This is a genomic window from Corallococcus exercitus, assembly GCF_042231735.1.
Classification (GTDB): domain Bacteria; phylum Myxococcota; class Myxococcia; order Myxococcales; family Myxococcaceae; genus Corallococcus; species Corallococcus exercitus_B.
In genome coordinates this window covers 8234125-8260679 of the sequence record NZ_CP102577.1, presented here as the reverse complement: position 1 = coordinate 8260679, position 26555 = coordinate 8234125, and the positions used below count along the sequence as shown (strand labels likewise).

The 26555-nt window shown below is 72.3% G+C and carries 24 protein-coding genes; 13 read left to right on the top strand and 11 right to left on the bottom strand.

Annotation, left to right across the window (positions count from 1 at the left end; translation table 11 throughout):
* Nucleotides 1-11 precede the first annotated feature (11 nt).
* From NR792_RS33250 to NR792_RS33240, 3 genes are read left to right on the top strand one after another with little or no spacing between them, the layout of a single operon-like run.
* Nucleotides 12-854 (top strand): LEA type 2 family protein, encoded by an 843-nt coding sequence (locus tag NR792_RS33250; RefSeq protein ID WP_375756731.1) that lies wholly within the window; start codon nucleotides 12-14, stop codon nucleotides 852-854.
* A 14-nt stretch (nucleotides 855-868) separates the two neighbouring features.
* Nucleotides 869-1555 (top strand): leucyl/phenylalanyl-tRNA--protein transferase, encoded by a 687-nt coding sequence (aat, locus tag NR792_RS33245; RefSeq protein ID WP_375756730.1) that lies wholly within the window; start codon nucleotides 869-871, stop codon nucleotides 1553-1555.
* A 10-nt stretch (nucleotides 1556-1565) separates the two neighbouring features.
* The gene (locus NR792_RS33240) at nucleotides 1566-2489 is read left to right on the top strand and encodes a hypothetical protein (protein WP_375756729.1); all 924 of its coding nucleotides are present in this window, start codon (nucleotides 1566-1568) and stop codon (nucleotides 2487-2489) included.
* A gap of 6 nt (nucleotides 2490-2495) precedes the next feature.
* On the opposite strand, the gene NR792_RS33235 is transcribed toward NR792_RS33240, so the two are convergent.
* Entirely contained in the window at nucleotides 2496-3494 is a 999-nt protein-coding gene (locus tag NR792_RS33235; protein ID WP_375756728.1) for a hypothetical protein, read from the bottom strand.
* 84 nt (nucleotides 3495-3578) lie between these two features.
* A complete protein-coding gene (locus NR792_RS33230) occupies nucleotides 3579-4379 on the bottom strand; it encodes a hypothetical protein (RefSeq protein WP_375756727.1) in 801 nt (266 codons plus the stop codon).
* A gap of 55 nt (nucleotides 4380-4434) precedes the next feature.
* Here NR792_RS33230 and NR792_RS33225 point away from each other — a divergent pair, with 55 nt between their 5' ends.
* A complete protein-coding gene (locus tag NR792_RS33225; RefSeq protein ID WP_375756726.1) occupies nucleotides 4435-5832 on the top strand; it encodes a hemolysin family protein in 1398 nt (465 codons plus the stop codon).
* Between the two features lie 10 nt (nucleotides 5833-5842).
* Here the strand turns inward: NR792_RS33225 and NR792_RS33220 are convergent, their stop codons facing one another.
* Genes NR792_RS33220 through glgA form a run of 3 tightly spaced genes read right to left on the bottom strand, consistent with a single transcriptional unit; the run spans nucleotide 5843 to nucleotide 8720 of the window.
* On the bottom strand, nucleotides 5843-6334 hold the full coding sequence (locus NR792_RS33220; RefSeq protein WP_375756725.1) for a hypothetical protein: 492 nt from the start codon (nucleotides 6332-6334) through the stop codon (nucleotides 5843-5845).
* Nucleotides 6334-7251: a serine/threonine protein kinase gene (locus NR792_RS33215; RefSeq protein ID WP_375756724.1), complete on the bottom strand. Its 918-nt coding sequence runs from the start codon at nucleotides 7249-7251 to the stop codon at nucleotides 6334-6336. Before NR792_RS33215 ends, NR792_RS33220 begins: the two co-directional genes overlap by 1 nt.
* 35 nt (nucleotides 7252-7286) lie before the next feature.
* Nucleotides 7287-8720 (bottom strand): glycogen synthase GlgA, encoded by a 1434-nt coding sequence (gene glgA, locus NR792_RS33210; protein ID WP_375756723.1) that lies wholly within the window; start codon nucleotides 8718-8720, stop codon nucleotides 7287-7289.
* A 71-nt stretch (nucleotides 8721-8791) separates the two neighbouring features.
* On the opposite strand from glgA, the gene pdxH reads away from it, so the two are divergent.
* Nucleotides 8792-9391, top strand: coding sequence for a pyridoxamine 5'-phosphate oxidase (gene pdxH, locus NR792_RS33205; protein WP_375756722.1), 600 nt, complete (start codon nucleotides 8792-8794; stop codon nucleotides 9389-9391).
* 22 nt (nucleotides 9392-9413) lie between these two features.
* Here the strand turns inward: pdxH and NR792_RS33200 are convergent, their stop codons facing one another.
* Nucleotides 9414-11834: a CapA family protein gene (locus NR792_RS33200; RefSeq protein WP_375756721.1), complete on the bottom strand. Its 2421-nt coding sequence runs from the start codon at nucleotides 11832-11834 to the stop codon at nucleotides 9414-9416.
* Between the two features lie 148 nt (nucleotides 11835-11982).
* The gene (locus NR792_RS33195; protein ID WP_375756720.1) at nucleotides 11983-12672 is read right to left on the bottom strand and encodes an SDR family oxidoreductase; all 690 of its coding nucleotides are present in this window, start codon (nucleotides 12670-12672) and stop codon (nucleotides 11983-11985) included.
* 104 nt (nucleotides 12673-12776) lie between these two features.
* Between NR792_RS33195 and hemG the strand changes: the two genes are divergently transcribed.
* From hemG to NR792_RS33180, 3 genes are all read left to right on the top strand, one after another.
* Entirely contained in the window at nucleotides 12777-14168 is a 1392-nt protein-coding gene (gene hemG / locus NR792_RS33190) for a protoporphyrinogen oxidase (RefSeq protein ID WP_375756719.1), read from the top strand.
* Nucleotides 14169-14423: 255 nt separating this feature from the next.
* On the top strand, nucleotides 14424-15482 hold the full coding sequence (locus NR792_RS33185; RefSeq protein ID WP_375756718.1) for a sensor histidine kinase: 1059 nt from the start codon (nucleotides 14424-14426) through the stop codon (nucleotides 15480-15482).
* Nucleotides 15479-16258 carry a LytR/AlgR family response regulator transcription factor gene (locus NR792_RS33180; RefSeq protein WP_375756717.1) on the top strand — a complete coding sequence of 260 codons (780 nt, stop codon included), beginning with the start codon at nucleotides 15479-15481 and terminating at the stop codon, nucleotides 16256-16258. The genes NR792_RS33185 and NR792_RS33180 overlap by 4 nt, the downstream gene beginning before the upstream one ends.
* 21 nt (nucleotides 16259-16279) lie before the next feature.
* Here the strand turns inward: NR792_RS33180 and NR792_RS33175 are convergent, their stop codons facing one another.
* Together NR792_RS33175 and NR792_RS33170 are read right to left on the bottom strand one after the other, a co-directional pair.
* On the bottom strand, nucleotides 16280-17746 hold the full coding sequence (locus tag NR792_RS33175; RefSeq protein WP_375756716.1) for a hypothetical protein: 1467 nt from the start codon (nucleotides 17744-17746) through the stop codon (nucleotides 16280-16282).
* Nucleotides 17747-17870: 124 nt separating this feature from the next.
* Nucleotides 17871-19358, bottom strand: coding sequence for a glutamate--cysteine ligase (locus tag NR792_RS33170; RefSeq protein WP_375756715.1), 1488 nt, complete (start codon nucleotides 19356-19358; stop codon nucleotides 17871-17873).
* Between the two features lie 153 nt (nucleotides 19359-19511).
* Between NR792_RS33170 and rlmN the strand changes: the two genes are divergently transcribed.
* Both rlmN and NR792_RS33160 read left to right on the top strand, forming a co-directional pair.
* The gene (gene rlmN, locus NR792_RS33165; protein ID WP_375756714.1) at nucleotides 19512-20588 is read left to right on the top strand and encodes a 23S rRNA (adenine(2503)-C(2))-methyltransferase RlmN; all 1077 of its coding nucleotides are present in this window, start codon (nucleotides 19512-19514) and stop codon (nucleotides 20586-20588) included.
* A 199-nt stretch (nucleotides 20589-20787) separates the two neighbouring features.
* On the top strand, nucleotides 20788-21174 hold the full coding sequence (locus NR792_RS33160; RefSeq protein WP_375756713.1) for a hypothetical protein: 387 nt from the start codon (nucleotides 20788-20790) through the stop codon (nucleotides 21172-21174).
* A gap of 7 nt (nucleotides 21175-21181) precedes the next feature.
* On the opposite strand, the gene NR792_RS33155 is transcribed toward NR792_RS33160, so the two are convergent.
* Together NR792_RS33155 and NR792_RS33150 are read right to left on the bottom strand one after the other, a co-directional pair.
* Entirely contained in the window at nucleotides 21182-22792 is a 1611-nt protein-coding gene (locus NR792_RS33155) for an adenylate/guanylate cyclase domain-containing protein (protein WP_375756712.1), read from the bottom strand.
* Nucleotides 22793-22825: 33 nt separating this feature from the next.
* The gene (locus NR792_RS33150) at nucleotides 22826-23680 is read right to left on the bottom strand and encodes a metallophosphoesterase family protein (RefSeq protein WP_375756711.1); all 855 of its coding nucleotides are present in this window, start codon (nucleotides 23678-23680) and stop codon (nucleotides 22826-22828) included.
* Between the two features lie 88 nt (nucleotides 23681-23768).
* On the opposite strand from NR792_RS33150, the gene gluQRS reads away from it, so the two are divergent.
* The 3 genes from gluQRS to NR792_RS33135 all read left to right on the top strand — a co-directional run bounded on the left by gluQRS (nucleotide 23769) and on the right by NR792_RS33135 (nucleotide 26538).
* A complete protein-coding gene (gene gluQRS, locus NR792_RS33145; protein ID WP_375756710.1) occupies nucleotides 23769-24707 on the top strand; it encodes a tRNA glutamyl-Q(34) synthetase GluQRS in 939 nt (312 codons plus the stop codon).
* Between the two features lie 156 nt (nucleotides 24708-24863).
* Nucleotides 24864-25817: a hypothetical protein gene (locus NR792_RS33140; protein ID WP_375756709.1), complete on the top strand. Its 954-nt coding sequence runs from the start codon at nucleotides 24864-24866 to the stop codon at nucleotides 25815-25817.
* A 73-nt stretch (nucleotides 25818-25890) separates the two neighbouring features.
* The gene (locus NR792_RS33135; RefSeq protein ID WP_375756708.1) at nucleotides 25891-26538 is read left to right on the top strand and encodes an AgmX/PglI C-terminal domain-containing protein; all 648 of its coding nucleotides are present in this window, start codon (nucleotides 25891-25893) and stop codon (nucleotides 26536-26538) included.
* Nucleotides 26539-26555: the final 17 nt, after the last annotated feature.

Genomic DNA, 26555 nt, shown 5'->3' with positions numbered 1-26555 from the left:
CCCTCCCCAGAATGTCCTCCGTGAATCGCTCGACCTGCCTGATTGCCCTGGTGTCCGCGCTGTTCGCCCTTTCCTCCGGGTGCGCCTCCGCCCCGGTCCGCTCCGGCGGCCCCCCCGCCCTGACGGCCCAGGAGACCGCGGTCGTCTCCCAGGGGCTCACCGACGCCTCCGTGCGCTACACCGGACAAATCACCGGCACCGCCACCGGCGTCGTGGAGCGCGCCGACTACGAGCTCGTCTCTGACGGGCAGGTGGTGAAGACGGGCTCCGCGAAGCTGGGGGTGCCGTTCGCCCCGGGCACGCCCGCGAACTTCTCCATCGAGGAGAAGTCCGCCTACGTGAAGGGTCCGGAGGACCTGGCCCGCCTGAGCGCCCAGGGCGGAACGGTGCTCATCGCGCTGCGTGGCACGCTGGTGGTGCGCTCCGGCGACAGCGAGGACACCCTGCCCTTCGCCGCCAGCCGCGCCGTGCGCGTGCCCCACCTGCCGGAGGTCATCGTGGAGAGCCTGGACGCGGCCCGCTACTCGGCGGAGGAGGTGCAGATCAACCTGCGGCTGGGCGTGCGCAACCCGAACCCGTTCCCGCTGCGGCTCGACTCGCTGACCTACCAGGTCACCGTGGCGGACCGCCCCCTGGAGGAGGGCACCGCCGCCCAGGCGGACACGGTGGATGCGTCCGCCACGGGCGTGTACCCGGTGGAGATCGCCGTGACGGCGCAGTCCTGGGGCCCGGGCGTGAAGGGGCTCATCTCCAAGGGCGTCCTGCCCTACAGCGTGAAGGGCGAGGTGAAGGGCCCCATGCTGCAGGTCCCCTTCGTCCTGAAGGGTGACGTGAAGCTCAACGTGTCCCGCTAGACTGGCGCGTACGCGTGCCCATCTACCTGCTGAGCGACGACGAGCCGGAGCTGTTCCCCCCGCCCTCCAAGGCGGACAAGAGCGGCCTGCTCGCGGTGGGCGGCGACCTGCGCCCGGAGCGGCTGTTGGCGGCCTACTCGCAGGGCATCTTCCCCTGGTACAGCGAAGGGCAGCCCATCCTGTGGCACTCGCCGGACCCTCGCTTCGTGCTGGAGCCGGCCAAAATCCACGTGGGCCGTTCGCTGCGCAAGGTGATGAACCGGGGCACGTACACGGTGCGCTACGACACCGTGTTCGCGAAGGTCATCGACGCGTGCTCGCGCGTGCACCGGCCTGGGCAGGACGGCACCTGGATTACCGACGCCATGAAGCAGGCGTACATCCGGATGCACGAGCTGGGGCTGGCGCACTCCGTGGAGGCGTTCGACGGCGAGGTGCTGGTGGGCGGGCTGTACGGCGTGTCGCTGGGCGCGGCGTACTTCGGGGAGAGCATGTTCGCGCTGGCGCCGGACGCGTCGAAGGTGGCGTTCGCCACGGCGGTGGAGCGCTTCAAGGGCTGGGGCTTCCAGCTCGTCGACTGCCAGGTGGAGACGGAGCACCTGGAGCGCTTCGGCGCGGAGTCCTGGCCGCGCAAGCGCTTCCTCGCGGCGCTCGGCCAGGCGCTGAAGGAGCCCACGCGGCGGGGGCCGTGGACCGAGTAGGCTTGCGGGGATGGACGTCCACTACACCTGGATTGGCCCCCCTCCGCAGGACCGCAACCGCGACATCAACGCGCCCAAGGCGCTGGCGACGCGCTGCGCGGGCCAGAGCGTCAAAATCTATTTCTGGTGCCTGGACGCGCAGGTCGCGACGTACGAGCGGGACTTCGCCGCGCACAAGAACGTCACCGTGCGGGGCATGGAAGCGTTCCTGACGAAGGCGGGCACGAAGGCGTATCGCTGGTACTACTGGTACCAGGAGTCGGATGACTGGGCCGTCGCGGCGATGACGGACATCCTGAACTGGGGCCTGGCGCACGGGACGCCGCCCTCGTACCGGGCCTTCGTGAAGGACGCGTGGTCGCTGTTCCTCATGTACACGTGGGGCGGCTACGTGCTGGACGCGGGCGTGGGGCCGCACGGTGGCGGCACGTTCGCGCTGCCGGAGCCGAAGGGCTTCATGGCGCCGTCGCTGACGACGGAAGACGCGCTGTCCATCCGCCGCTTCCAGCTCTCCCGGCTCGCCGGGTGGCAGGGCCAGGGCGACGTGACCCTCAACGACATGCGCGTGGACGAAGTCTGTGGCGCCATGAACTACGCGAACCCGGACGACGGCGTGACGGAGATGTGTCCCCAGCTGGAGGTGTGGATGCTGGGGAGCCCGCGCTACTCCAAGGGCGCCTGGGCGGCGCTCAAGCAGTACTGCGTGGTCTGGAAGGAGATGCAGCAGAACAACGCGCTGGTGAGCGCGACGGCGCCGCAGGTGTTCCGCTACCTCATCGCCGGCTCCGTCTACAACGGCCTGACGCGCACGGCGAAGGGCGGCGTCCAGGCTCCGCACGGCTCGTTCTGGTACTGCACGGACAACAAGGACGGCACGGTGGACGTGCCGGCCCTGAAGCTGCGCAAGACGTACCACGGCTCCAGCGCGCAGTAGCGCCGGCTACTTCTTGCACGGGGACAGCGTGCGCTTCGCGTGGATGAGGTCCTCTTCCGTGGGGCTTCCGTAGCGCACGGCCTTCGGCGCGGCCTTGAGCTTCTGGTAGTCGTACGCGTAGAGCACGCCCATGTCCCGGCTCAGGATGAAGCGCGGGCCGCTGAAGTCCCAGAGACCTCCGAAGAGCTGGCCTCCCGGCTTGAGCGGCGTCAGCGCCGTGCTGTCCCGCATCCGCACGAACAGCATGGACAGGTCATCCGTCGCCCAGTTGCACGGGTTGCTGCCGTTCCTGTGCAGATAGGACACCGTCAGGTCGAACGCGCCCTCGCCCTCGTCACCCGTCACGCCGAAGTACTCCCACAGCCGCGCGCACTCCGGCGCCGAGCAGTCCTGGGGCGGGATGTGCTCCGCGTAGTCCGGCGGGATGCCGTCCATCTCCTTGCCCGTCAGGCGCCGGTTGGGCCGGCGCAGCACGCACCCCGTGGGCTCTTCCTTCTGACGGAGCGCGATGGGCGTGCCCGGAAGCCGGCCGGGCGGCAGCACCTCGCACTCCATCGCCAGCTCCGCCATGAGGTACGTCTGGCGGTCCTCGTCCGTCCCCATCCGCACCGCCCAGTACGCGATGGGCGTCCCCTTGCACGCCTTCGACTTCTCCTTGCCGAACACCCAGATGGGCGCCTTGGTGGTGTCCAGCGCGCCCAGCTTTCGCGCCATCTCCATGGGCACCGGCTTCACGCCGGAGCGGCTGCGCGCCCCCGCCTGGAAGAACTTGTCCTTCGAGGCCGGGATGATGGCCTGGTGCACCAGCCAGCCCAGCCGGTCGATGCCCACCTGCCCCATGGGCGTCATCGGCAGGAACTCCGGCTTCACCGGGCAGCCCCGGTCCGGCTCCGGCATGTCCACCACCACCGCCGAGCCGTCATCCTCCTGCGCCCACGCGGCACCCGGCCCCACCGTCAGCGCCAGCACCAGCGCGAGTCCCGCGCGCATCACTCCGTTCGTCATTCCGTCGGACCTCCACCCACGGTCATACCGCAAGCGGAAGCCTCCGGCGCGCCCCCGAAGCCCGGCGCGGCTTCATCCCCGCGCTCAGCGCGGCTTCTTCGGCGGCGCCTTGCGCTTCACCGGCGGCGGCGCGGGAGCCACCCCGGCATCCGGCGGCACGTCAGACACCGTGGCGTCCACCGCGTCGTCCTTCGTGGAGTCCTCCGGCTTCGGCGGCGCCTCCACCTCCGTGCGGTCCTCCAGCGGCACGCGGCCCACCGCGCGGTTGAACAGCTCCCACAGCGCCTTGCGGTGCCCGGCCCGGTCCGTCTTCCCCGACAGCACCAGCCCCGCGCCGCTGTAGCGCACCGTCAGCCCCGGCGGCATCCCCGCCGCGAAGTCCTCCAGCTGCGCCTGGAGCTGCGGCACCGCGAACGTCAGCTCCAGCTGCGGCGCCAGGTACGCGTGCGTCTTGAGGAACGTGCGCAGCGCCAGGCGGCACGCGTTGTCGTTCACCGTCGCCGTCAGGCTGCGCTCCACGCCTTCCGTCGCCTTCAGGTCCGGGCAGGCCTTCTTCGCCGCCGCGAGCTGCGCCTCGGTGTTCTGCAGCTCGATGGGCCCCACCATCACCCGCCACACCGCGAAGCGCCCCTCCGCGTACAAGAGCACCCGCGCGATGCCGGCGTCGTGGGGCGTGAGCAGCAGCTCGCCGCTCTGGGGGAGCGCCTCCGCCGTCACCACGGAGGGCGCGTCGGATTCCGCCCAGTCCACCGCGGTGAGCTTCTGGAACCGCTCCTTGCCGGGCTCCAGCGTCACGGCCTGGTCCACCGGCCAGGCCAGGGCCGCCGCGGGCGCCAGCAGCGCGCCCAGCAGTCCGCCAATGACGTACATCCGACGTCCTCGCATGGTGCCTCCCGCCAGGGTGGTATGCCCCTCTAGCACGGGATAAGAACCTCCCCCTATGCCTACCTGGACCCTCTGGGTCGCCTGCCTGGCCCTCTGTTTCATGAGGTCCCTGGTCGCCGCCGCGGAGTCCGCGCTCTATGGGACGTCCGACCTGCGCGCCCAGGAGCTCGCGGAGGAGAGCAAGACCGTCGCCGCCCGCCGGGTGCTCCGTCACAAGACCGAGCGTGAACCCGCCGCCACCGCCCTTCGCCTGGGGATGGTGCTGTCCGGCTTCCTCGCCGCCGCCATTGGCGCCTTCGTCCCGCCGCGCCTCCTGGACTTCAGCCGCTACGCCGAGGCCACCTGGGTGCCCGTGGCCACGGTGTGCGCGGGCGCCCTCTTCGTGGGCGTGCTCGCGAGCCTCATGGAGGTGACGCTGCGGGGCCTGGCCAACGGCAACCCGGAGCGCTGGGCCCTGCGGCTGTCGGGCCTGGTGTCCCTGCTGGTGACGGTGCTCTACCCGCCCATGCGCCTGATGCTGGGCCTGCTCAACCTGGGCGCCCGCACCATGGGCCGCCCCCTGCGCTTCGAGCCGCCGCCCCCGCCCCTGGAGGAGCTGGAGAAGCTGCTCGCCGCCCAGGCCGCGCGCAACGAGGTGGACAAGAGCGCCCCGCAGCTCATCCGCTCCATCTTCGAGCTGTCCGACAAGCGCTGCCGCGACGTGATGGTCAACCGCACGGACGTCATCTCCGTGGACGTCACCACGCCGCCGGAGGAGGTCTTGCGCATCCTGGCGGAGGAGAACCACTCGCGCATCCCCGTCTACAAGGACGACGTGGACCACATCGTCGGCGTGCTGCACGCGCGCGACCTCATCCCGCTGCTCCAGCACCCGGAGCTCATCGTCCTGCAGGACGTCATCCGCCCCGCCCACTTCGTGCCGTGGATGAAGCCCGTGGGGGACCTGCTGCGCGACATGCAGAAGCGGAAGATCCACATGGCCATGGTCGTCGACGAGTACGGCGGCTTCATGGGCGTCGTCACGCTGGAGGACATCCTCCGCGAAATCGTGGGCGACATCGGCGACGAGTTCGAGGTGGAGGAGAAGCTCGTCGAGAAGATGGCCGACGGCACCTCGCTGGTGGACGCCGCCATGGAGGTGGATCAGTTCACGAAGCTCTTCGGCTTCCCGCTGCCGGAGGGCGACTTCGACACGCTGGGCGGCTACCTGTCCTCGCTGGCGGGCCACCTGCCCGACGTGGGCGAGCGCTTCACGTACAACGGCTGGCAGTTCGTCGTGGCCACCAAGGAGGGCGCCCGCATCGACCGCGTGCGGATGTCCCGCCTCAAGAGCGTCGCCCCGGGCACCGCGGACGGCGCGCCCCGCGACGGCGTCCCCGCGCCGAAGGACGACGGCCAGGGCCCACCGCGCCCGCCCGCCGACTCCGGCGCGGCCCCGGACGCCAAGAGCTGAACGAGGCGCCTCACGGCGCCGGGCTGGACTCCCCGCCCGGCATCCACGCGATGTCCAGCGAGCGCGCGTCCCGGAAGGGCGCGCGCCGCTCGGAGCCGCCGAAGCGCAGCACCACGCCGCCCTCCAGCCGCACCGCGTGCGAGCCCGTCTCCGGACGGCCGCCCCCGCGCGCCACGGCCAGCGGGAAGGAGACCTCCAGGGGGACCTGGCCCTGCCCGTCCAGGGGCACGCCCAGCACCTGCTCGCCGGTGGCCACGCGCCGGCCGTCCACGCGCAGGTCGAAGTCCACGCGGGTGAGCGTGGCCGCGTCCGAGGACGGGTTCGCCACCTGGAGCTTCAGCGTGAGCGCGCCGGAGCCGTCCCGCGTGAAGGCCACGCCCACCGCCTCCACCCGCACCGCCTCGTCGTAGGCGCGCGGGCGGAAGGGCACCACGCCCAGGCAGCCGGACAGGAGGAAGAGACCGGCCAGGGCTGGCCCGAGCACCGCCCGGCGCGAGCGCATCAGCCGCCCAGCAGAGGCTGCAGCGCCTCCACCGTCAGGGGCCAGCCCGCGCGGCGCGCCAGCACCTCCAGCGCCTTGATGAACTCCGCCGCGGACTGGAAGCGGCGGGCCCGGTCCGCGAACAGCGCCTTGCGCGCCACCCGCGCCGCGTAGTCCGGCAGGTCCGGCGACAGCGAGGACAACAGCGGCACGCGCGCGTCCCGCACCTGGTGCATGAGCTGCGCTTCGTTGTCGCCGGTGAAGAGGCGGCGGCCGCCCCACAGCTCCCAGAGGATGACGCCCACCGCGTACAGGTCCGTGCGGGCGTCCACCGCCTGCCCCAGCACCTGCTCCGGGCTCATGTACGGCAGCGTGCCGCGCAGCGCGCCCGAGTCGCCGCGCATCATCCCCTCCACCTCCGCCACGCCGAAGTCGGTGAGCTTCACGTCGCCCTGGATGCCCAGGAGCACGTTGGCGGGGTTCACGTCGCGGTGGACGATGGTGGCGCCGTTCTCCCCCACCTTGGCGCGGTGGATGTAGTCCAGCGCCTTGAGGATGCACCACGCGATGTAGCAGGCGGACTCCGGCGGCATCGCGGCGCCCGCCTTGATGAGCAGCTCCTGCATGTAGCCCAGCGTCCGGCCACTCACGAGCTCCTGCACCATGAGGTAGTCCGGCCCGGCGCGGAACAGCCGGAACGTCCGCACGATGTGCGCGTTGCGCAGGCGCACCGTGAGCTTCGCCTCGTCGACGAAGGCCTTCACATACGCGGGGTCGTTGCGGAAGGACGGGTGCAGCCGCTTGATGACGACTTCCTCGGGCTCCCCGGGGGAGCGCTGGGTCGTCTCACGGGCACGCGCCTGATACACCTCGGCCATGCCGCCGACCGCCAGCCGGCCGACCACTTCATAGCCACCCAGGTCCGGAGCTTCCGCCACGCGGCAAGTTTAGCGCGGATCCGGAAGGGGCCCCACTATTCCTCTACCAGGGAGGAGAAGAGGGACTCGTACTTCCGGGCGGACGCGGCCCAGGAGAAGTCCTTCCCCATGCCCCGCACCTGGAAGTCGCCCAGCCGTGCGGGGTCCGCGTACAGGGAGAGCGCCCGGCGGATGGCGGCCAGGAGCGCCGAGCGGTGGAAGGACTCGAAGAGGATGCCGTTGCCGTCCAGCCCTCCCTCCACCGTGTCCACCAGCCCGCCCGTGGCCCGGACGATGGGCACCGTGCCGTAGCGCAGGGAATACATCTGGTTCAGGCCGCACGGCTCATAGCGGCTGGGCATGAGGAAGAAGTCCGCCCCCGCCTCCACCAGGTGTGACAGCTCCGGGTCGAACCCGATGCGCACGCCCACCTGCTTCGGGAAGCGGGCCTGCAGCGCCCTCAGGCCGTCCTCCAGGACAGGGTCGCCGTTGCCCACCGCCACGAACTTGAGGTCCGCCTGGAGCGCCGCGGGCAGCGTCTCCAGGAGCAGGTCCACGCCCTTCTGCCACGCCAGCCGGCTGACGATGCCGAACACCGGCGCCTTTCCCTCCGTGGGCAGGCCGAAGCGCTCCAGCAGGGCGCGCTTGCACACGGCCTTCCCCGCCAGGTCATCCGGGCCGTAGCGCGCCGGCAGGAAGGCGTCCGTCCGGGGGTTCCACTCGTGCGCGTCGATGCCGTTGAGGATGCCGGTGAGCGCGTGCGAGCGGCGGCGCAGCAGGCCATCCAGCCCGTAGCCCTGCTCCGCCGTCTGGATTTCGCGGGCGTAGGTGGGCGACACGGTGGTGAGCGCCTCGGAGTAGACGAGCCCCGCCTTGAGGAAGTTCACCTGGTCGTAGAACTCCACGCCCTCCGGGGTGAACAGGTCCCACGGCAGCCCCAGGTCGTCCATGGTCCGCTTGGGGAAGTGCCCCTGGTAGGCCAGGTTGTGGATGGTGAAGACGCACTTCGCCTTCGCCAGCGGCGTGCCCTGGAAGCCCCGGCGCAGCGCCACCGGGACCAGCCCCGTCTGCCAGTCGTGCAGGTGGATGATGTCCGGGAAGAAGCGCAGCCGCTGCGCGGCCTGGAGCGCGCCCACGCACAGGTAGGCGAAGCGGCGGGGGTTGTCCTGGAACTCGCCGCCCGCGTCGCCGTAGAGGCCCTTGCGGCCGCCGTAGAAGGCCTCGTTCTCCAGGAAGAGGACCTCCAGGCGTTCGGAGAGGCGCGCGGACAGGATGGGGCCGCCCGTCTCACCGAAGGGGAAGCGCAGCACCAGGGACTGGCCGGTGGGCAGCAAGTGTCCGGTGTTGCGCACGTCCTGGTAGCGGGGCGTGACGATCTTCACGTCGTGCCCCAGGCCGGCGAGCGCCGTGGGCAGGGCCCCGGCCACGTCGCCCAGTCCCCCCGTCTTCGAGAAGGGGGTGACCTCCGAGGCGATGAAGAGGATCTTCATGAGTCCCGCCATTGCGTGCGAGTCCCGACAGGGAGTCAACCGCGAACGTGCGCGCCGGAGCCGTGTTTCCTATGGTGCGCCGCGTGACGACGATTCCACCCGACCCCATCCAGCGCTTCGCGGACCTCTTCGCCCAGGCGAAGGCCGCAATTCCCGTGGACCCCAACGCCATGGTCGTGGCGTCCGTGGACGACCAGGGCCGCCCCAGCTCGCGCGTGGTGCTGCTCAAGGACTTCGATGCGCGGGGCTTCGTCTTCTTCACCAACTACAACAGCCGCAAGGGGCGCCAGCTCACCGCGCACCCGTACGCGGCGCTGTGCTTCTTCTGGCAGCCCCTGGAGCAGCAGGTGCGCATCGAGGGCCGGGTGGAGCAGGTGACGGACGCGGAGGCGGACGCGTACTTCCAGAGCCGCGCGCGCGGCAGCCAGATTGGCGCGTGGGCCAGCCTCCAGAGCCAGGAGCTGCCCTCGCGCGAGCTGTTGGAGCAGCGCGTGGCGGAGGTGGAGGCGCGCTTCCAGGGCCGCCCGGTGGAGCGGCCGCCGCACTGGAGCGGCTTCCGCGTGGTGCCGGACCGCATCGAGTTCTGGCACAGCCGCCCCAGCCGGCTGCACGAGCGCAACCTCTACCTGCGCGACGGCGCGGGCTGGAAGACGCAGCTGCTCTATCCGTGAGCCCTTGAGGCCGTGAGCCCGGTCAGGGCACGCGGTGCTCGCGGAAGGTGACGCGCAGCGTGTACGTGCCCGCCGGGGCCTCCACCCGCACGAAGTCCCGCGCGTGCGGCGTCTGGAGCGTCAGCGTGCCGCCCGTGGCCTGCTTCTCCCAGGCCACCAGCGCCAGGTCGTCCACCGCCGTCACGCCCTGGCCGGACTTCGGGGGCGCGGTGTTGAGCGTCAGGTCCAACGCCCAGGGCGCGTTCCACAGGTCCGGCCTCGGCGGATCCGCTGGGAAACGCAGGTCCTCCGCCACCAGCGTCCAGTCGTAGGTGCCGCCGTCATGGCGCAGCAGGGTCTGCTCGCCGAAGAGCGTGTAGGACTCCACGGGCAGGTACTGCACCTTCGCGGAGAAGGCGCCGCCGCCCTGGCCCTTCAGCCACGCCACCGCCGTGAGGTCGCGGTTGGGCGGGCCTTCGGCGAAGCCCGGCGGACGGAAGCGGTTGACCAGCCTCACCGCCGCGCTCCGCTCGCCCGACGCCCGGCGCTGACAGAGGGCCGCGGCGCCCCGGTGCGGCCCGTCCTGGCACACGTAGCCCGCGGCCGGGCCCACGCTCCAGCGCGGCGCCTCGTTGGCGTCGTCGTCCACGTCGTGGTCCTCGAAGTCGCCGTGCAGGAGCACGTCGCGCCCGGCCTTGAGCTTCACGCCCGTGCCCTCCGCCGCGCCCGTGAGCCGGGCCACCGCCACGGACTCGCCCGCCTGGCGCAGCGGCCGCAGGTCCACCGTGGCGCGGCCGTTGGCGTCCACCGTCACCGGCACGTCCACCGTGCGCTCGCTCACCGTCGCCTGCTGGCCTTCGGCGAGCAGCTCGCCCCAGGAGGGCTGGGGCACCAGCTCCACGCCGCCCTCGCGGGACAGCTCCGCCAGGTTGCGCAGGAAGCTGTCCGCCAGGTCGCCCGCGATGGGCCGGGGGCGGTAGTCCTCGATGTAGACGGGCACCGCGCGGGCGCGGTCCACGCGCGCGCCCGTGGCCTCCACCTCCGCCATGAGCCCCACCATCGTCTCCAGGCGGTCCTGGTCGAAGGCGAAGTTGCCCAGCGACTGCGCCATCAGCACGCCCTCGTGGCGCGCGAAGCCCTGCGGGATGTGCGGGTGGTGCGCGATGACCAGCCCCGCGCCCGCGTCCACCAGGTCGCGCATCCGCTGCGCCGTCGGGGGGGAGGGCCGGACGCTGTACTCGACGCCGGTGTGCAGCACCGCCACCGGCACGCGCCCCTGCGCCCGCTCCGCGCCCAGGAGCGCGGACACCCGCGTCATGTTCCGCGCGTCCGCCGCGCCGCCCTGGTTGGGGCCCGCGACGTACTGCTGGTCGTGCGCGCTGCCGGTGATGGAGCACATGGAGACCAGGCTGTAGTTCGCGCCCGCGAGCGGCACGCGCGCCGGCACGAAGGCCTCGTCCTCGTCGCGCCCCGCGCCGCTGAAGGCCATGCCCGTCGCGGCCACGTGCGCGAGCGTGTCGCTCAGCCCCGGCGCCAGGTAGTCGTAGACGTGGTTGTTGCCCAGGCTCACGTAGTCCACGCCCAGCCACGGCAGCGCGGGCAAGGAGCCGGGCAGCGTGAAGAACGCGTAGGCCTTCTCGTCGTGGGGCGTGGACGGGTGGTCCGTCACCGGCGTCTCCAGGTTCACGGCGCGGAAGTCCGCCGCCTGGAAGTAGGGCCGCACGTGCGTGAAGACGGCCTTCGTGCCCGGCAGCGGATCCGACACGCGGATGAGCGCCGCCGGGTCGTCCTTCGGCATCTGGTTGCGCGGCGTGGTGTCGTCCGGATCCAGGAAGCGCCGGCCCAGCGACACGTCGCCCGCGAAGAGCATCCGCACGCCGTCCTTCGCGGACAGGCGCACCGGCGGCAGCGTCACGCGCGTCTCCGTCAGGCTCCGGCGCAGCTCCACCGCGACCACCGCCGGGCGGAAGCCCTCCGCGTCCACCGTGAGCAGCCGGTTGTGACGGGGCAGCACGGGGAAGCGGAAGTGGCCCGCCTTGTCCGTGCGCGCCTGCGCATCCCCTACTTTCACCACGGCGTCCACCACCGGCGTCCCCGCGGTGGACACCAGCGCGCCCTCCAGGGCGATACCGGTGCAGGCGTAGTCATGGCGGGCGGTGCGCTCGGCTTCGGGAAGCGAGGCGTCCGCCGCGGGCTCCGGCGCGCAGGCCGTCAGCACCGGGGACTCCTCCTCCGGCGGCGGCTCCTCCGCCGTCTCGTCGGGAGGGGGCTCCTCGTCGGGAGGAGGCGCGTCGGGCGGGGGCGTCTCCCCGGTGGGGGGTTCGTCCGGAGGCGTCACCGGCGTCGAGGGCTCATCGCCCGGCGTCACGGCATCCTGCCCCTGCTTCGGCGTGGACGCGCCTGGACCGCACGCCACGAGACACGCCGCCACCCACCCCACGGGCCACCACCGCCGCCACGCCATCCACCCCTCCGCCGCGAACGTCCTCGCGACGAGATGGGGACGAAGGCAGGCAGGCGCCAGGGAAGGCCTCGTCCCCGGGGGCTGCTTGCCTGCCCCCGGGGGCTGGGGGAGTGTTCACCCGGGAACACCAACCCCATCCCTCAGGGCACTACCAGGGCACTTCGGCGCCCTCGTAGTCGAAGAACCGGCCGGAGTGCTCCAGCGAGATGCTGTCGATGACCCTCAGCATCCCGCGCACGGACTCCTCCGGCGGCAGCGGCGCGTCCTGCCCGCCCATGTCCGTCTGCACCCATCCCGGATGCAGCAGCACGCACGCCAGCCCCTCGCGGCGCAGGTCGTTGGACATGGAGCGCACGCCCATGTTCAGCGCGGCCTTGGACATGCGGTAGGCGTACGCGCCGCCCTCCGTGTTGCTGGAGAGCGACCCCATGCGCGACGTGACGTGCGCCACCTTGCGCCCCGCCCCGGTCCGCAGCGCCGGCAAGAGCGCGGAGGTGATGCGCAGCGGCCCGAGCGCGTTCACCTCGATGGTGCGCGCCAGGTCCTCGAAGTCCAGCTCGTGCAGCCCCACCCACTGGCCGGACACGCCCGCGTTGTTGATGAGCACGTCCACCGGCTCCAGGGAGACACGCTCCGCGAACGCCTGGACGCTCGCCGCGGAGGTGACGTCCAGCGGGTGGATCCTCAGGCGGTTGCCTGCTTCCAGCAGCAGCGGCTCCAGCCGGCGCGCCAGCTCCGGGGCCCGCACGCCGGCGTCCACGGTTTCCCCCCGTCGCAGCAGTTGCTGCACGAATTCGAAACCGATGCCACGGCTGGCTCCCGTGATGACATAGCGCATGCCTTTATTAACGCGCCGGATTGCTCTCCTTGGCAAAGCTCTTGCCTTCGCACTAAGGCGCCCGGGGTTGCTCACCTCAAGACAAGGGTAGGAGTTCAGACGTCATGACGGTCGCGGTCATTGGGGGAGGCATCACCGGATTGGCCCTGGCTCACCGATTGCGGGCTCGCGGAACATCTGCCGTGGTGCTGGAGTCGACTTCGCGCGTGGGCGGAAACGTGCAGACCCACGCACGAGCGGGCTACTTGCTGGAGGCCGGGCCCAACAGTTTCCTGGACCGGGAGCCCACGACCCGTGAACTGGCGGAGACCCTTGGTGTGTCTTCAAGAATCCGTCCGGCGGACGCGGCGGCGAAAAACCGTTTTGTATTCACACGCGGTGCGTTGAGAGCCCTCCCCGCGTCCCCTCCGGCCTTCCTGAAGTCCGACATCCTTCCCCTCGCGTCCCGCCTGCGGGTGGTGGGGGAGCTGTTCAGCCGGCGCAACCCCACGGGTTCGGATGAATCCCTGGCCCAGCTGGGTCGGCGCCACCTGGGACGCGAGGCGACCTCGGTCCTCCTGGACGCGATGCAGACGGGCACCTACGCGGGAGACCCGGAGCAGCTGAGCGCGGAGGCCACCTTCCCGCAGCTGGTGAAGTTCGAGCGCGAGCACCGCAGCCTCATCCTGGGCGCCATCCGGGCGCAGCGCGCGGCGCGGCAGGCGAAGGCCGCGGGCGCGGGCCCCGGGCTCACCGGACAGATGAGCACGTTCGACGGCGGCCTGGGCGTGCTGGTGGACGCGCTGGCGAAGGCGCTGGGCGGCGCGGTGCGCACGGACGCGAGGGTGGAGGGGCTGGAGCGTGTGGCGGACGGCTGGAAGGTGCGCTTCCAGGAGCGTGGCCAGCCGGCGGAGCTGACCGCGTCGCACGTGGTGCTGGCGGTGCCCGCGCACGTGGCGGCGGCGCTCTTGCGCCCGCTGGACGCGGAGCTGGCGCGGCAGGCGGACAGCATCCCCTACGCGCCCATCGCCGTGGTGCACCTGGGCTTCGCGCCGGGGACGGTGCCGAAGCCGGACGGGTTCGGGTTCCTGGTGCCGGCGGTGGAGGGCACGGCGATGCTGGGCACCATCCACGTCTCCACCACGTTCCCCTTCCGCGTGGAGGGCGGGCGGGTGCTGCTGACGTGCCTGATGGGCGGCGCGCGCCGGCCGGACGTGGTGGCCCGGGACGAGGACGCGCTGGCGGCGCTGGCGCGCGAGGAGCTGAAGGCGATGGCGGGCCTCACCGCCACGCCGGAGCTGACGGAGGTGATCCGCTGGCCGCGCGGGATTCCGCAGTACACCGTGGGCCACCTGGAGCGCATGGCGGCGATGGACGAGCGCTTGAAGCGCTGGCCCGGCCTGCACCTCACCGGCAACGCGTACCGGGGCGTGGGCGTCAACGACTGCATCCGCGAGGCGACGCGGCTGGCGGACGCGCTGGGCGGGGAGGCGGCGGGAGCGGTCCAGAGCGCCTGAGCGACCGCTCACCCGGGGCTCGCGACGGCCGGGGGCAACCCTCCCTGAAGGGCCCCTGGGTCGCTGGCACAGTGCGTGGGCATGTTTCACGGACACTGGAGAAAGCCCCCATGTTCTCACTGCGCTCGCCGCTCCTGTTCGTGCTCGCCGTCCTCTTCTTCCCAGCGGTGCTCGCCGGGACGCTCGTCCTGGACCTCGTCCCCGCGCCCGCCCCCCAGCGCTAGGGCGCGGGACGGTGTAGCCTTCCGCTTCCGCATGCCGGAGACATCGTCGGAAGGCTCCATCGTTCGCGCCACGCTGCGCGCGCTCGTCGCGCCGTGGCGGCTGGCGCCCATCGTCCTGGTGTCCATTCCGCTGCTCGCGGCCCAGGTGCGCTGGAGCCTGGACCCGCGCGCGTTCTGGATTGGCCTCCTGCTGTGCCTGCTGTGCGTGGTGGTGGCGCCCGTGTCGTACCGGGTGCTGTTCCCGGAGGGGCTGGACCTGAGCCACGGCGGCATCCGCCTGCTGCTCTACGCGGCGGTGGGCAGCGGCGTGGTGCTGTCGGTGGGCTATGCCCTGCCGCGCGTCACGCAGATGCAGCCCACGTTCCTGTCGGAGCCGTACAACCTGGCCATCTGCGGCGGCCTGTTCCTGGTCGCGGGCTGGGGGCTGGGGCGGGACATCGGCTTCGAGGAGACGCTGGCCCACGAGCGGGCACGCGCCGCCCGCTTCGCCTGGGAGGCCGAGCAGGCGCAGCTGCTGGCCCTGCGCAGCCACCTGGATCCGCACTTCCTCTTCAACACGCTCAACGCCATCGCGGAGTGGTGCCGCGAGGACGGCGCCGTCGCCGAGGCCGCCGTGCTGCGGCTGTCCACGATGCTCCGCTCCGTCCTCGCGGGCGTGCGCAGCGTCACCTGGCCGCTGTCGCAGGAGCTGGAGCTGATGCGCACGCTCTTCGACCTGCACCTCCTGCGCGACCCGGACCTGTTCCAGCTGCGCATGGACGTGGCGGACGGGCTCGCGGACGTGCCCGTGCCCCCGCTGGTGCTCTTGCCCCTGGCGGAGAACGCGGTGAAGCACGGCCCGGCGGCCGGCCACCGGGGCCCGCTGAGCGTGGAGGTGGTGGCGCGCGAGGGGACGGTGGTGGTGTCCATCGACAACCCCGGCGCGTCCCGGGGCCCGCGCGAGGGCAGCGTGGGCCTGCCCACCGTGGAGCGCAGGCTGGCGCTGGCCTATGGCGGCCACGCCCTCCTGTCCATGGAGAGCGCCGACGGGCGCACCCGTGTCACCGTCACCCTGCCCCGCCAGGGCCCCCAACCCGGAGTCCTCACGTGAGAGAGCCCCTGCGCGTCCTCATCGCCGACGATGAACTGCTGGCCCGGAAGCGCCTGTCCCGCCTGCTGGCCGCGCTGCCGGACGTGAGCGTGTGCGGCGAGGCGGTGGATGGGGACTCGGTGCTCGCGGCGGTGCGCGCGGGCGGCGTGGACGTGGTGCTGCTGGACATCCACATGCCGGGACTGAGCGGGCTGGACGCGATGGCGCTGCTGCCGGAGGGCGGCCCCCACGTCATCTTCTGCACCGCCCACGCGGAGCACGCGGTGAACGCCTTCGAGCACGGCGCGGTGGACTACGTCCTCAAGCCCGTGGAGGCGGCGCGGCTGCAGAAGGCGCTGGAGCGGGCGCGGGCGCGGCTGCCGGCGCGGGTGAAGCCCGTGGCCGTGGCGCCGCAGCCGGCGGTGCCCGCGGGAGAGAAGCCCGCCTTCGCGCGGCTGCCCATCCCGACGCGGCAGGGCCTGGTGCTGGTGTCGCCGGACGCCATCTCCCACGCGTCGCTGGAGGACGAGCTGGTGACGGTGTTCACCGCGCAGGGCGACTTCCTCACCGACTTCACGCTCAACGAGCTGGCGGACAAGCTGCCCCAGGAGCACTTCCACCGGGTGCACCGCCGCGCGCTGCTCAACCTGTCGCACGTGACGCGGCTGGAGCCGCTGGAGACGGGCGGCTACCTGGCGCGCACGGCGCGCGGACACGCGGTGGAGGTGAGCCGCCAGTCCGCGCGCGAGCTGCGCCGCATGCTGGGCCTGCGCAAGGGCGCGGAGGACGAGGGCTGAGGCCACGCCCCCCGCGGGCCTTCAGTTCCAGACGAACAGCCGGTGCACCTGCGCCGCGTCGTCGCCCAGCGTGTCCATCAGGGCCTGCTTCGCGGGCGCGGGCAGCTCCGCGCCGCCGCGCGCGCAGCGGGCCGCGTCCTCGAGGGCGAAGGCGGGGGCCTTGCAGTACGCGTCCTGCCAGCGCGACAGGAGCGAGGCGAAGAAGGTCTGCTCGTAGCCGCGCAGCTGGCCGTCCAGCCAGCCCTCCTTGTTCGGCCGCTCGAACTTCTGCGGGCGCACGCCGCCGGGCTCGAAGGTGATGTTGTGCTCGATGCCGGTGGCCTCCAGGGACTTCTCCGCCTTCACCGCCAGCGGCGCGTGGCGCTCCTGGAGGAAGCCCTGGGCCACCACCGCGAAGTGGTACTCCACGCCCCTGCGCTGCGCGTGGTAGTCGAAGGAGCGCGACACGTCGCGGTACTTCGTCACCTCCACCGTCGTCTTGTACTCCACCGTCTTCGTCTGGCGGACCAGGCGCTTCTTCATCACGCCCTTGTCCTCGTAGGACTCCTCCACCGAGTACGGCACCTCCGCCGTCGCGGTGCGGTCCTCGTGGTCCGTGTACGGCACGCGCTCCGTCCACGTCGCCGTCAGCTGCACGGGCTCGCTGATGCGCCGCTCGCTCAGGCTGCCGGCGATGGTGAGGGGCGCGTGGCGCTGGGACGCCTCCGAGTACCAGGGCGAGGCCTCGAACGCGCCCGACAGCCGCGTCATGAGGTACTGCACCACGTCGCTGCTGATGCCATCCACGGACACCTGCCACGTGGGCCCCCCCAGCGCCTCCGGGAACATCCCCGCGCGGGGCGCGGGCTGCTGGTAGCGCCCGCAGTAGCGCGACACCAGCTCCGTCCAGTGCTGCGCGCCGCCGGACAGCGACTGCTTCAGCTTCGCGCACGTCGCCGCGCCGCCCTGCGCCACCGCCTCCTCCATGTCGCGGCGGATGGGCGCCATCTCCGGGTGGCCCAAGAGCGCGCGCTTGCGGTCCAGGTGCGACTCCGCCGTCAGCGCGTGGCCCCGCTTCGCCTGGTCGATGATGAGCTGGCGCAGGTGCTTGTGCGTGCCGGCCATCTCCTCCAGGAGCGAGCTCTCCATGCCGCCGTCCAGCTTGGAGTTCCACTTCACCTTGTAGGTGAAGAACTGCTCCAGGTTCACTTCCGCGTCCTCGTCCCGCCCCTCCACCCGCGCCTGCCGCGCCTGGGTGAGCAGCTGCGACAGGCCGCGCCAGCGCAGGTCCTCCAGCGACGAGCGATACTCCGGGTTGTTGGGCTCGTCGTTGACGAGCTTCACGTACACCTCGGCCGCCTCGACGAAGCGGCCCTTCTCCGCCAGGTCGTTGGCGTGGCTCCGGGTGGTCGTGCACGCGGTGAGTGCGCCCGCGCACAGGAGCGCGGGCACGAGGAAGGACTTCCGGCGGGCGCCGGAGCGGAACGCAGCGAACAAGGAGGCAATCACGGAAACGGAACCCTTCAGCGCGAGGCGCGTGGCCCCGCAGGCTGACCCACAGGATGCCGCGATTATTCACCGCGACGGCCCCGTCCCGACAAGGCCCCCACCCAGGCCCGGAGCCCAGGTCCCCTCAGCGCTCCACCGGCCAGGTGTGCACCGGCAGCCCCTCCTCCGACAGCTCCAGGTAGCGCTCCAGCATGGCCGCCAGCGCGTCCTGCCGGGGCATGTGCGCCTCCAGCCGCTCCAGCACCGCCCGCTGCCAGCGCGCCCCGGTCCGCTGGAGCGCCACCCGCCGGGCGATGATGTCCAAGAGCCCGTCCGCCTCCGCCGCGTCCACCCCGGCCTCCGTCAGCCCGCGCCGCGCCACCGGCAGGAGCTGCTTCACCAGGTCCACCGCCGGCATCACCCGGGGGCTGGGCGCGGCTTCCGACGGCCACAGCAGCGTCGCGCCCAGGCCGTGGTGCGCCGCCTGCTTGAAGTTGCGCCGCGCCTGCCAGAAGGGCAGCGCCGGCAGCAGCGCGTCCACCCGCTCCGCCAGCCCCAGCGTCAGCCCCAGCAGGAACGCGCCGTTGGCCACCATGTCCACCGGCGTGGGGCCCGACGGCAGCGCGCGGAACTCGATGCGCACGTGGCCTTCGCCCTGCGGATCATAGACGGCCCGGTTCCACGACCAGACCGTCCCCTGGTGCAGCCGCAGCTCCTCCAGCTTCGGCAGGCCTCCGGCGGCCACCACCTCCAGCGGGGACTCCTGCCCCATCACCGGCAACAGCGGCGGGTAGAGCGCGACGGCCTCCGCGAACAGCTCGTGCGGGCCCTCGCGCACCCAGCCGTGCCCGAACGTCACGCGCGGGTGCAGGTGCGCGGCCTCGTCGCTGTCGCTCCGGTCGTCGGTGGCCTGCTGGAAGAGGGCCACGCGCGTCTCCTCCCACAGCCGCTTGCCCAGGAACACCGGCGAGTTGCCGCACGCGGCCAGCACCGGCCCGGTGGCCAGCTGCGCGGCGTTGTACACACGCGCGAAGTCCTCCGGGGCCACGCGCAGGTGGAACTGGAGCGACGTGTTCGCCCCCTCCAGCGTCACGTCCTCCCAGGTGAGGTTGAGCGTGTCGTCGCCCGCGATGGCCACCTGGAAGGGCCCGTCGCGCCGCTTGCGGATGGCCGTGGCCAGCGCCCGGTAGCGCGCCTGCGGCGTGAGCGCGTTCTTGCCCAGGTTCGCCTGCCGCAGCGTGGGGAGGATGCCCACCGCCACCACGCGCGCGCCCTCTGTCGCCGCCACGCGCTTGAGCTCCGCCAGCACGTCGTCCAGCTGGGCCTGGAGCCCCGTGAACGGCCGTCCCGCCAGCAGCGAGGGACGCAGGTTCATCTCCATGTTGAAGCGGTTGAGCTCCAGCGTGAGCCGGTCGTCCTTCGACTTCGCCAGCACCTGCTGGTTCACCGGCAGCGGCGAGCCCGCGCCGTCCACCAGCGCCACCTCCAGCTCCGCGCCCATCGTCACGGGCCCCACGCCGAAGCCGGGACGCCGCAGCACCTGGCGCAGCGCCTCCAGGCTCTCCGCGAGCCGCGCCACGAACCGCGCATGTTCCTCCGGCGAGAACTCCTCCTGCTGGATGGCCAGTCCCATAGGCCCTCCACGATTGGCACGACGCGGCACGCTCGCACGCGAGGTGTCACCCGCTGGACGCGTGCGCGTGCTCCAAGGGCTGCTCCCCTGGCCGCCCCCCAGGCCGGCGGACCCGGGTGCGCCAGCGCCGGGTGTGTTATCCCAAGGCCCGTCATGCCGGACGCCACCGTCAACCTCTACGACCTGCCCCGCCCCGCGCTGGACGCGCGGCTCGCCGGCTGGGGCTTCAGCCCCCAGTACCGCGAGCGCGTGTGGACGGGCCTGTACCGCGACGGCGTCACCGCGCTGGGCGACGTGACGGGGCTGCGGCCGGACCTCCAGGCCGCGCTCCAGGAGCACGCGCACCTGGGCGCGCTCGCCACGCACCACGAGAGCTTCAGCAGCGACGGGCTCACCCACAAGCTGCTGCTGCGCCTGCACGACGCGCAGACCATTGAGACGGTGCTGATGCGCTTCAAGGGCCGCGCCACCGTGTGCGTGAGCACGCAGGCCGGGTGCGCCATGGGCTGCGTCTTCTGCGCCACCGGCCAGATGGGGCTGTCGCGCCACCTGACGCCGGGCGAAATCGTGGGCCAGGTGCTCCACGTCACCCGCATCCTGCGCGCGCAGGGTGAGAGCTTGCGCAACATCGTGCTCATGGGCATGGGCGAGCCCCTGCACAACTACGAGCACACCATGTCCGCGGTGGACATCCTCGTGGACCCCAAGGGCCTGGCGCTGGCGCCGCGCTTCATCACCCTGTCCACCGTGGGCGTGGTGCCCGGCATCCTCCGGCTCGCGGACGAGGCGCGGCCGGTGCAGCTCGCGGTGAGCCTCCACGGCGCGACGGACGCGGAGCGCGCCGCGCTGGTGCCCGCGGGCCGCCGCTGGCCGCTCAATGAACTGATGGACGCGTGCCGCTACTACGTGGCGAAGCGCAAGCGCCGCATCTTCTTCGAGTGGACGCTCATCTCCGGCCGCAACGACACCGCGGAGCACGCGCACACCCTGGGCCAACTGCTCCACGGGATGGACGCGCACGTGAACGTCATCCCGCTCAACCCCACGGTGGGCTATGACGGCGGGCCCAGCGTCCCCGACGCGGTGCGTGCGTTCCAGGACGTGCTCACGTCGCACGGCGTGCCCAGCACGGTGCGCCAGCGTCGTGGCATCGACATCGACGCGGGCTGCGGCCAGCTCAAGGCCGCCGTGGAGCGCAAGCCCCGCCGCTCCCTCCCCGTCGCGTCCTGAGCAACGTGCGGGGTCGCACGGAACACCACCCGACCCACGGTGTCACCCCGCCGCGCTAGCGTGCGCCCCGCTCACATGTGCGTCACGGATGTGGGCGGCACGTGGATGTTCGTGGGCCCTTGCATGGCATGGGCTCGTGGGCACATTCTTCAAGACGGCTTCCACGCAACCCCAACGGCTTCTCTGGCGGAGGTGGGCAATGCTTTCCATCCAGGAGCACGGCACGGTGGAAGAGGCGAGCAGCAACCTGCTCGACTTCATCCTGATCCCCGACAACTGGCTCGAGCAGGCGCCTCCGCAGCCCGAGGGCTCCTCCACGTGGCCGGCATCGGACACCCAGTACCAGCGGCGCGTGGGCGCGCTGCGCATCTGTGCGTCGGTGGACGTCGCGCCGTCGCTGGACGTGACGCTCCACATCGCCTTCCGCGCGCCGGGGCTCACGCCCCTCAAGGCGGCGGACCACCTGGAGAGCTTCCTCAAGCAGCGCCTGCCGCTGACGCCCAACAGCGAGTGGCAGGTGGAGGTGGACGAGCGCCGGTGGATCCACTTCTCGCGCCGCTACGCGGGCACGCACCTGCTGGCCTGAGGCGGCGCTACGGCGTCAGCTGGTAGTGCCGCAGCGGCTGGGCCACGTTCTTCACCGGCGTCTCCGTGAGGGCGCCGAACTGGAGCTTGCGCACGAAGGGCTCCTGCGAGTGCTTCAGCGCTTCGTGCACGCTCTCCATCACCAGCGTCTCCCGGAAGCCCGCCAGGGACTGAAGGCGCGCGGTCTGGTTCATGCCGCTGGAGAACGCGGTGTAGTTGCGGTTGGGCCCGAAGAGGCCGCAGTTCGCGGTGGCCAGGTTCACGCCCACCGCCACGCCCAGCCCCGGCAGCTTCACCCGCTGGCACAGCGCGGCCACCTCTTCACGCGCGCCCAGCTCCGCGGTGAAGGCCTGGATGTCGTTGGCGGCGCGCACGGCGGCCTCCGCGCGGCGCACGCGGTCCGTCTGGAAGAAGGGCGGGCCGAAGAGGCCGATGACGCAGTCGCCCACCATCTTGTCGAACACGCCGCCGTGCGCCCAGATGCAGTCCACGGCGCGCGCGCTCCACTCGTCCACGAAGCGGCCGATGCTGCGCGGGCTGTCGAAGCCCTGCTCGCAGATGCGGGTGAAGCCGTTGATGTCCGCGAACAGGATGCCCACCTCCTGCTCCTGCGCGCGCAGGTGCCGCGCGTAGTCCGGGTCCTCCAGCAGCGCGTCGATGGCGTCCGTGGGGAAGAACTGCGACAGGTGGATGCGCTCGCGGTTGTAGTCCAGGAGGCGCTGGCTCAGCGTGGAGGCCAGCACGCGGATGAGGTCCATCGCGTACGCGGAGAAGCCCTCGTTGCTCCAGACGACAATCTTGCCCAGCGGCTCGCTGCGCGTGGCCGCGGAGATGAGCACCGCCTCCGTGGTGCGCCCGTCGAACAGGCGCTTGAGCACGCCCGCGTCCCCGTGCAAGAGCCGCGTGCCGTGCTGGTGGAGCAGCGACTCCAGCGGGGCGCTGGGCTGCTCTCCGCTCTCGTACTCCAGCTGCCCGTGCCGGTACGTGCGGTAGTGCAGCACGTGCGGCTGCACGGCGTCTCGGTACAACAGGAGGAAGCCCGGCAGCCGCACCCGCTGCGCCAGCGTGCGCACCGCGTGGTCCATGCCCGCCTCGAAGACGGGGTTGGCCAGGTGCTCGTTGCACTGGAGGATGAGCTGGTGCTTCTCCGACGCGGTGTGGACCAGCATCAGCACCGTGTCCAGCTCCTCCGCCACCACGTCCAGCGCGCGCAGGCGCCGCGCGGTGACGCCCGCGTCACCCGGCGGCCCCGCGTAGAGCACGCCCAGCGTGCCCACCGGTGAGCCCGCCACGTCCAGCGTCTGGGTGAGCAGCGTGCCCGTGTCGTGGACGCTCAGGCCCGTGGGCCCCGCCAGCAGGCTCCCGGGGAAGACGCCGCCCCAGTCGCCCTCGCTCCAGGTGTGCTCCACCAGCTCCTCGTCGCGCGTGGTGACCGCGATGCCGCGCGCGCCCAGGTGCGTCAGCAGCGTGGGGAAGCAGCGCCGGAAGCACTGGGTGAGCGTCTCGCGCTCCCGGAGGCTCTCCTCCAGGAGGTCGTCCGTGACACGCCCCAGCTGGCGCAGGAAGCGGTACTCCTCCAGGGACAACTCAGCGGGTGGGGCCGTGGGCGCTGGGGTCATGTGCGCCCCTTGTACCGCCGCCGGGAGGAACTGTCACAGCGCGGGCACGTGCTTCGTGCCGCCCACCACGACGCCGTCCTGGACCTCGATGAGCCAGTAGCCCTCCTTCCCTGCCTGGGTGGAGGAGCCCGCGCCGAACAGGTGGGGCCGGTCCTGGGTGGCCGGGTGGTGGTAGCGCTGGTGGATGTGGCCGTGGAGCACCGCGAAGCGCGGGCCCGGCAGGAGCTTCAGGAGCGCGTCCGCGTCATGCAGCCCGTGGTGCCAGCCGTCCGCGAGGTTCGCGGCACCGCGCGGCGCGTGGTGCACCACCACCAGGATGGCGCGGCCGTCCAGCCGGGCGTCCTTCAGCAGGGCCGCCAGGCCTTCGAGCTGCGCGGGGCCCACGCTGCCGTAGGACAGGCCGGGCGTGGGCAGCGGGCGCGCGGAGCACAGCCCCACCACCGCGGCGCCCTCCCCCACCAGCCGCACGAAGGGGAACGCGCCCTCGCGGCGGTACTCGGGCAGGTCGCTCTCCAGCAGGTCCCCGAAGTGCTGGGCGAAGCGGCCCGCGCGGGCGGCGCCGGGGGTGAAGACGTCGTGGTTGCCCGGGATGACGGTGCAGCGCGCGGGCGTGGGGGCCAGGGGGCTGAGCGCGGCGCGGGCGGCGCGGAACTCGCCCTCCAGGGCGTAGGCGGTGAGGTCGCCGGAGAGGATGAAGTGGTCCACGCCGTGCGTGCCTGCTTCGCGGGCGATGGCGGAGAGCGTGGCCTGCGCGTTGCGGTAGGCCTTCGCCCGGCCTCCCGCCGTCAGCTCGACGAGCGCCACCCAGCGGCGCCAGCCCAGCTTGTGCAGCGGCAGGGCGAAGTAGTCCTCGGTGATGTGGACGTCGGAGCAGTGCAGGAAGCGCATGGAGGCAGTCACATCCCACGGAACGGAAGGAAGCGGCGGGGCATTCTCTCCCAGCACGCCGGGCGGGGAAGTTATGGTTCTGGCCACGATGCGAGGACGCTTCGCCCCCAGCCCCACCGGCCGCATGCACCTGGGCAACGTGAGAAGCGCGCTCCTGGGCTGGCTCCAGGCCCGGGCCGCGGGCGGCGCGTTCCTCCTGCGCATCGAGGACCTGGACCGCGCGCGCTGCCGCCCCCAGTTCCTCCAGGACCTCTACGAGGACCTGCGCTGGCTGGGCCTGGACTGGGACGAGCCACCGCTCGTGCAGAGCGAGCGCGACGGCGTCTACCGCGAGGCCCAGGCAAAGCTCGAGCGCGAGGGGCTCATCTACCCGTGCTTCTGCACGCGCGCGGAGATCGCCCGCGCGGCGAGCGCCCCCCACGGCCTGTCCGATGAGGGGCCCCGCTACCCGGGCACCTGCGCGAACCTCACCGCCGAGCAGGTGTCAGAGCGCTCCCGCACGCGCGCCCCCGCGTACCGCTTCCGCGCGCGGGCGGGCGAGGTGCGCTTCGTGGACGAGCTGATGGGCCCGCAGGCCCAGGACGTCCAGGCGCTGGTGGGGGACTTCGTGGTGCGCCGCAACGACGGCGTGGCCAGCTACCAGCTCGCGGTGGTGGTGGACGACGCGGCCAGCCGCATCACCCACGTGCTGCGCGGGGACGACCTGTTGCCCTCCACGCCCCGGCAGCTCCAGCTCTACGCCGCGCTGGGCCTGAGCGCGCCCGCGTTCCTCCACGTGCCGCTGGTGCTGGGTGAGGACGGCAAGCGGCTGGCGAAGCGCGACGGGGCGTTCGCGCTCGCGGAGCTGCGGGCGCGCGGCCGGCCTCCCGAGCACGTCCTGGGGCTGCTCGCCGCCTGGAGCGGCCTGGGTGACGGCAGCCCGGTGACGCTGCCCGCGCTCGTCGCGCGCTACCGAACGGACGTGCTTCCTCGCGCGCCGGTGGTGGCGCGCGAGGCACTGCTCCTCGACGCGCTCGGCCTGCGCTGAGGCTCACCCGGCCGTCCGTCCCACCCTTCCGGACGGAGCGGCCGTGAGGCAGCAAATGAAGCGGCGGCCCTGGTGCACACCTTCATCCCAGACACGTACGTGCTGGCCGTGCCCCAACGCGGCCAGGCGACTCACGGGAAGCGAGGGTGGAGTCCAATGGCAGCCATTGTCGAAAGTGAACGCGCCGGCATCATCCCAGCGGTGCCGGGCAGTGCGTACAAGCTGAGCTGGGGGGCCATCTTCGGTGGCACCTTCGTCGCGCTGGGCGTCTGGATCCTGCTCTACACGCTGGGGCTCGCGCTGGGCCTGTCGTCAGTGGACCCCGGCGACGCAGGGAGCGCGAAGTCCGCGGGCATCTTCACCGGCATCTGGGGCGTCATCGCTCCGCTGGTCGCGCTCTTCGTGGGCGGCATGGTGGCCGCGCGCAGCGCGGGCATCGTGGACAAGGCGGGGGGCGCGCTGCACGGCGCGGTGCTCTGGGGGCTGACGACGATCGCGGGCGTCCTCCTGGTGGGCATGCTGCTGTCGAACGTGCTGGGCGCGGTGTTCAGCGTGGGCAAGACAGCGGTGAGCGCGGGCGGCTCCGCCGCGGTGGGCGCCGTGACGGGAGGCGGCGGGGCGGCGCAGGCGGTCGGCCTGGACGCCAACGACGCGCTCGCGCCGGTGAACCAGCGCCTGCAAGCGGAGGGCAAGCCCGCCATCACCGCCAACCAGCTGGAGGCGGCGACGAAGGACATCGTCACCGAGGGCGTGCGCCAGGGCCGCGTGGACCGCGAGCTGCTGGTGAGCAACATCGCGCAGAACACCAACCTGTCGCGCCAGGACGCGCAAGAGGTGGCCACCCGAGTGGAGCAGCAGATTGACCAGGCCAAGGGCAAGGTCGGCCAGGTGGGCGAACAGGTGCAGCAGGGCGCGCTGACGGTGGCGGACCGCTCCGGCCGCGTCTTCTGGGGCATCTTCGCGGGGCTGCTGCTGGGGCTCGTCGCGTCGGTGCTCGGCGCCACGCTGGGCGTCAGCCGCAAGCAGCGCATCCGCGCAGAAGGGGCGGTGGTGACGCCTCCGACGACGACAACGCCCACGCCCACGTCGCGGCGCGAGGTGTATCCGTAGCCTCGGGCGCTCGCGTGCATCCCCGCTTCACGGTCCACCCGTGAGGCGGGTATGACACGCGGGCTCCCGGCCCATGGCGTCCTCGAACCGCACCCTCTTCCGCTGGCTCCTCATCCCCGGCCTGAGCCTGGGGCTGTTCCTGCTGTTCACGCTGGGGGCCGCGTGGGTGACGCGCTTCACGGACGCCCCGGAGCTGCCCGGGCCCGCCGCGCAGGTGCCAGGGCCTCCCCGGGCCCCACCGCCGCGAGCGGCCGCGCCGGTGGCCGAGCCCTCCCGGGCCGCGCCGCTCCCGCGCCCCGCCGCGCCGGTGCCAGGGCCTCCCCGGGCCCCGCCGCCCCGCGAGGACTGGGACGCCCCCGACCCGCGCCGCGTGGAGGTGGTGGAGCCGGTGGTGGAGGCCTCCTCCGGCCGCATCGACGCGGAGGACCTGCGCCTGGCCCTCCAGGCGGTGACTCCGCTCGTGCAGCAATGTTTCCAGGACGCCGCACAACGCAACCGGGGTACACAGGAAGTGAAGCTGCGCTTCACCGTGGAGGGCGAGGGCTCCGAGGGGAGGATGAACCGGGGCGTGCTCGTCTCCAGCACCATCCCGGACCCCATGGTGCAGGCGTGCGTGCTGGACTCGCTCCTGGACGCGCGCTTCCCGGCGCCCCACCTGGGCGGGTCCGCGACGGTGCTCTACCCGTTCCGTTTCACCGTGCCTGGGGACGCTGGCCCGTGAGGTCGGGTTGCGCGTAA

What these genes read in the sequence shown, in the direction of transcription:
- NR792_RS33250 (WP_375756731.1), top strand. Translation starts at nt 12, where the DNA reads ATGTCCTCCGTGAATCGCTCGACCTGCCTGATTGCCCTGGTGTCCGCG.
- NR792_RS33240 (WP_375756729.1), top strand. Translation starts at nt 1,566, where the DNA reads ATGGACGTCCACTACACCTGGATTGGCCCCCCTCCGCAGGACCGCAAC.
- NR792_RS33235 (WP_375756728.1), bottom strand. Translation starts at nt 3,494, where the DNA reads ATGACGAACGGAGTGATGCGCGCGGGACTCGCGCTGGTGCTGGCGCTG.
- NR792_RS33230 (WP_375756727.1), bottom strand. Translation starts at nt 4,379, where the DNA reads ATGCGAGGACGTCGGATGTACGTCATTGGCGGACTGCTGGGCGCGCTG.
- NR792_RS33225 (WP_375756726.1), top strand. Translation starts at nt 4,435, where the DNA reads ATGCCTACCTGGACCCTCTGGGTCGCCTGCCTGGCCCTCTGTTTCATG.
- NR792_RS33220 (WP_375756725.1), bottom strand. Translation starts at nt 6,334, where the DNA reads ATGCGCTCGCGCCGGGCGGTGCTCGGGCCAGCCCTGGCCGGTCTCTTC.
- glgA (WP_375756723.1), bottom strand. Translation starts at nt 8,720, where the DNA reads ATGAAGATCCTCTTCATCGCCTCGGAGGTCACCCCCTTCTCGAAGACG.
- pdxH (WP_375756722.1), top strand. Translation starts at nt 8,792, where the DNA reads ATGGTGCGCCGCGTGACGACGATTCCACCCGACCCCATCCAGCGCTTC.
- NR792_RS33200 (WP_375756721.1), bottom strand. Translation starts at nt 11,834, where the DNA reads ATGGCGTGGCGGCGGTGGTGGCCCGTGGGGTGGGTGGCGGCGTGTCTC.
- NR792_RS33195 (WP_375756720.1), bottom strand. Translation starts at nt 12,672, where the DNA reads ATGCGCTATGTCATCACGGGAGCCAGCCGTGGCATCGGTTTCGAATTC.
- hemG (WP_375756719.1), top strand. Translation starts at nt 12,777, where the DNA reads ATGACGGTCGCGGTCATTGGGGGAGGCATCACCGGATTGGCCCTGGCT.
- NR792_RS33185 (WP_375756718.1), top strand. Translation starts at nt 14,424, where the DNA reads ATGCCGGAGACATCGTCGGAAGGCTCCATCGTTCGCGCCACGCTGCGC.
- NR792_RS33170 (WP_375756715.1), bottom strand. Translation starts at nt 19,358, where the DNA reads ATGGGACTGGCCATCCAGCAGGAGGAGTTCTCGCCGGAGGAACATGCG.
- rlmN (WP_375756714.1), top strand. Translation starts at nt 19,512, where the DNA reads ATGCCGGACGCCACCGTCAACCTCTACGACCTGCCCCGCCCCGCGCTG.
- NR792_RS33160 (WP_375756713.1), top strand. Translation starts at nt 20,788, where the DNA reads ATGCTTTCCATCCAGGAGCACGGCACGGTGGAAGAGGCGAGCAGCAAC.
- NR792_RS33155 (WP_375756712.1), bottom strand. Translation starts at nt 22,792, where the DNA reads ATGACCCCAGCGCCCACGGCCCCACCCGCTGAGTTGTCCCTGGAGGAG.
- NR792_RS33150 (WP_375756711.1), bottom strand. Translation starts at nt 23,680, where the DNA reads ATGCGCTTCCTGCACTGCTCCGACGTCCACATCACCGAGGACTACTTC.
- gluQRS (WP_375756710.1), top strand. Translation starts at nt 23,769, where the DNA reads ATGCGAGGACGCTTCGCCCCCAGCCCCACCGGCCGCATGCACCTGGGC.
- NR792_RS33140 (WP_375756709.1), top strand. Translation starts at nt 24,864, where the DNA reads ATGGCAGCCATTGTCGAAAGTGAACGCGCCGGCATCATCCCAGCGGTG.
- NR792_RS33135 (WP_375756708.1), top strand. Translation starts at nt 25,891, where the DNA reads ATGGCGTCCTCGAACCGCACCCTCTTCCGCTGGCTCCTCATCCCCGGC.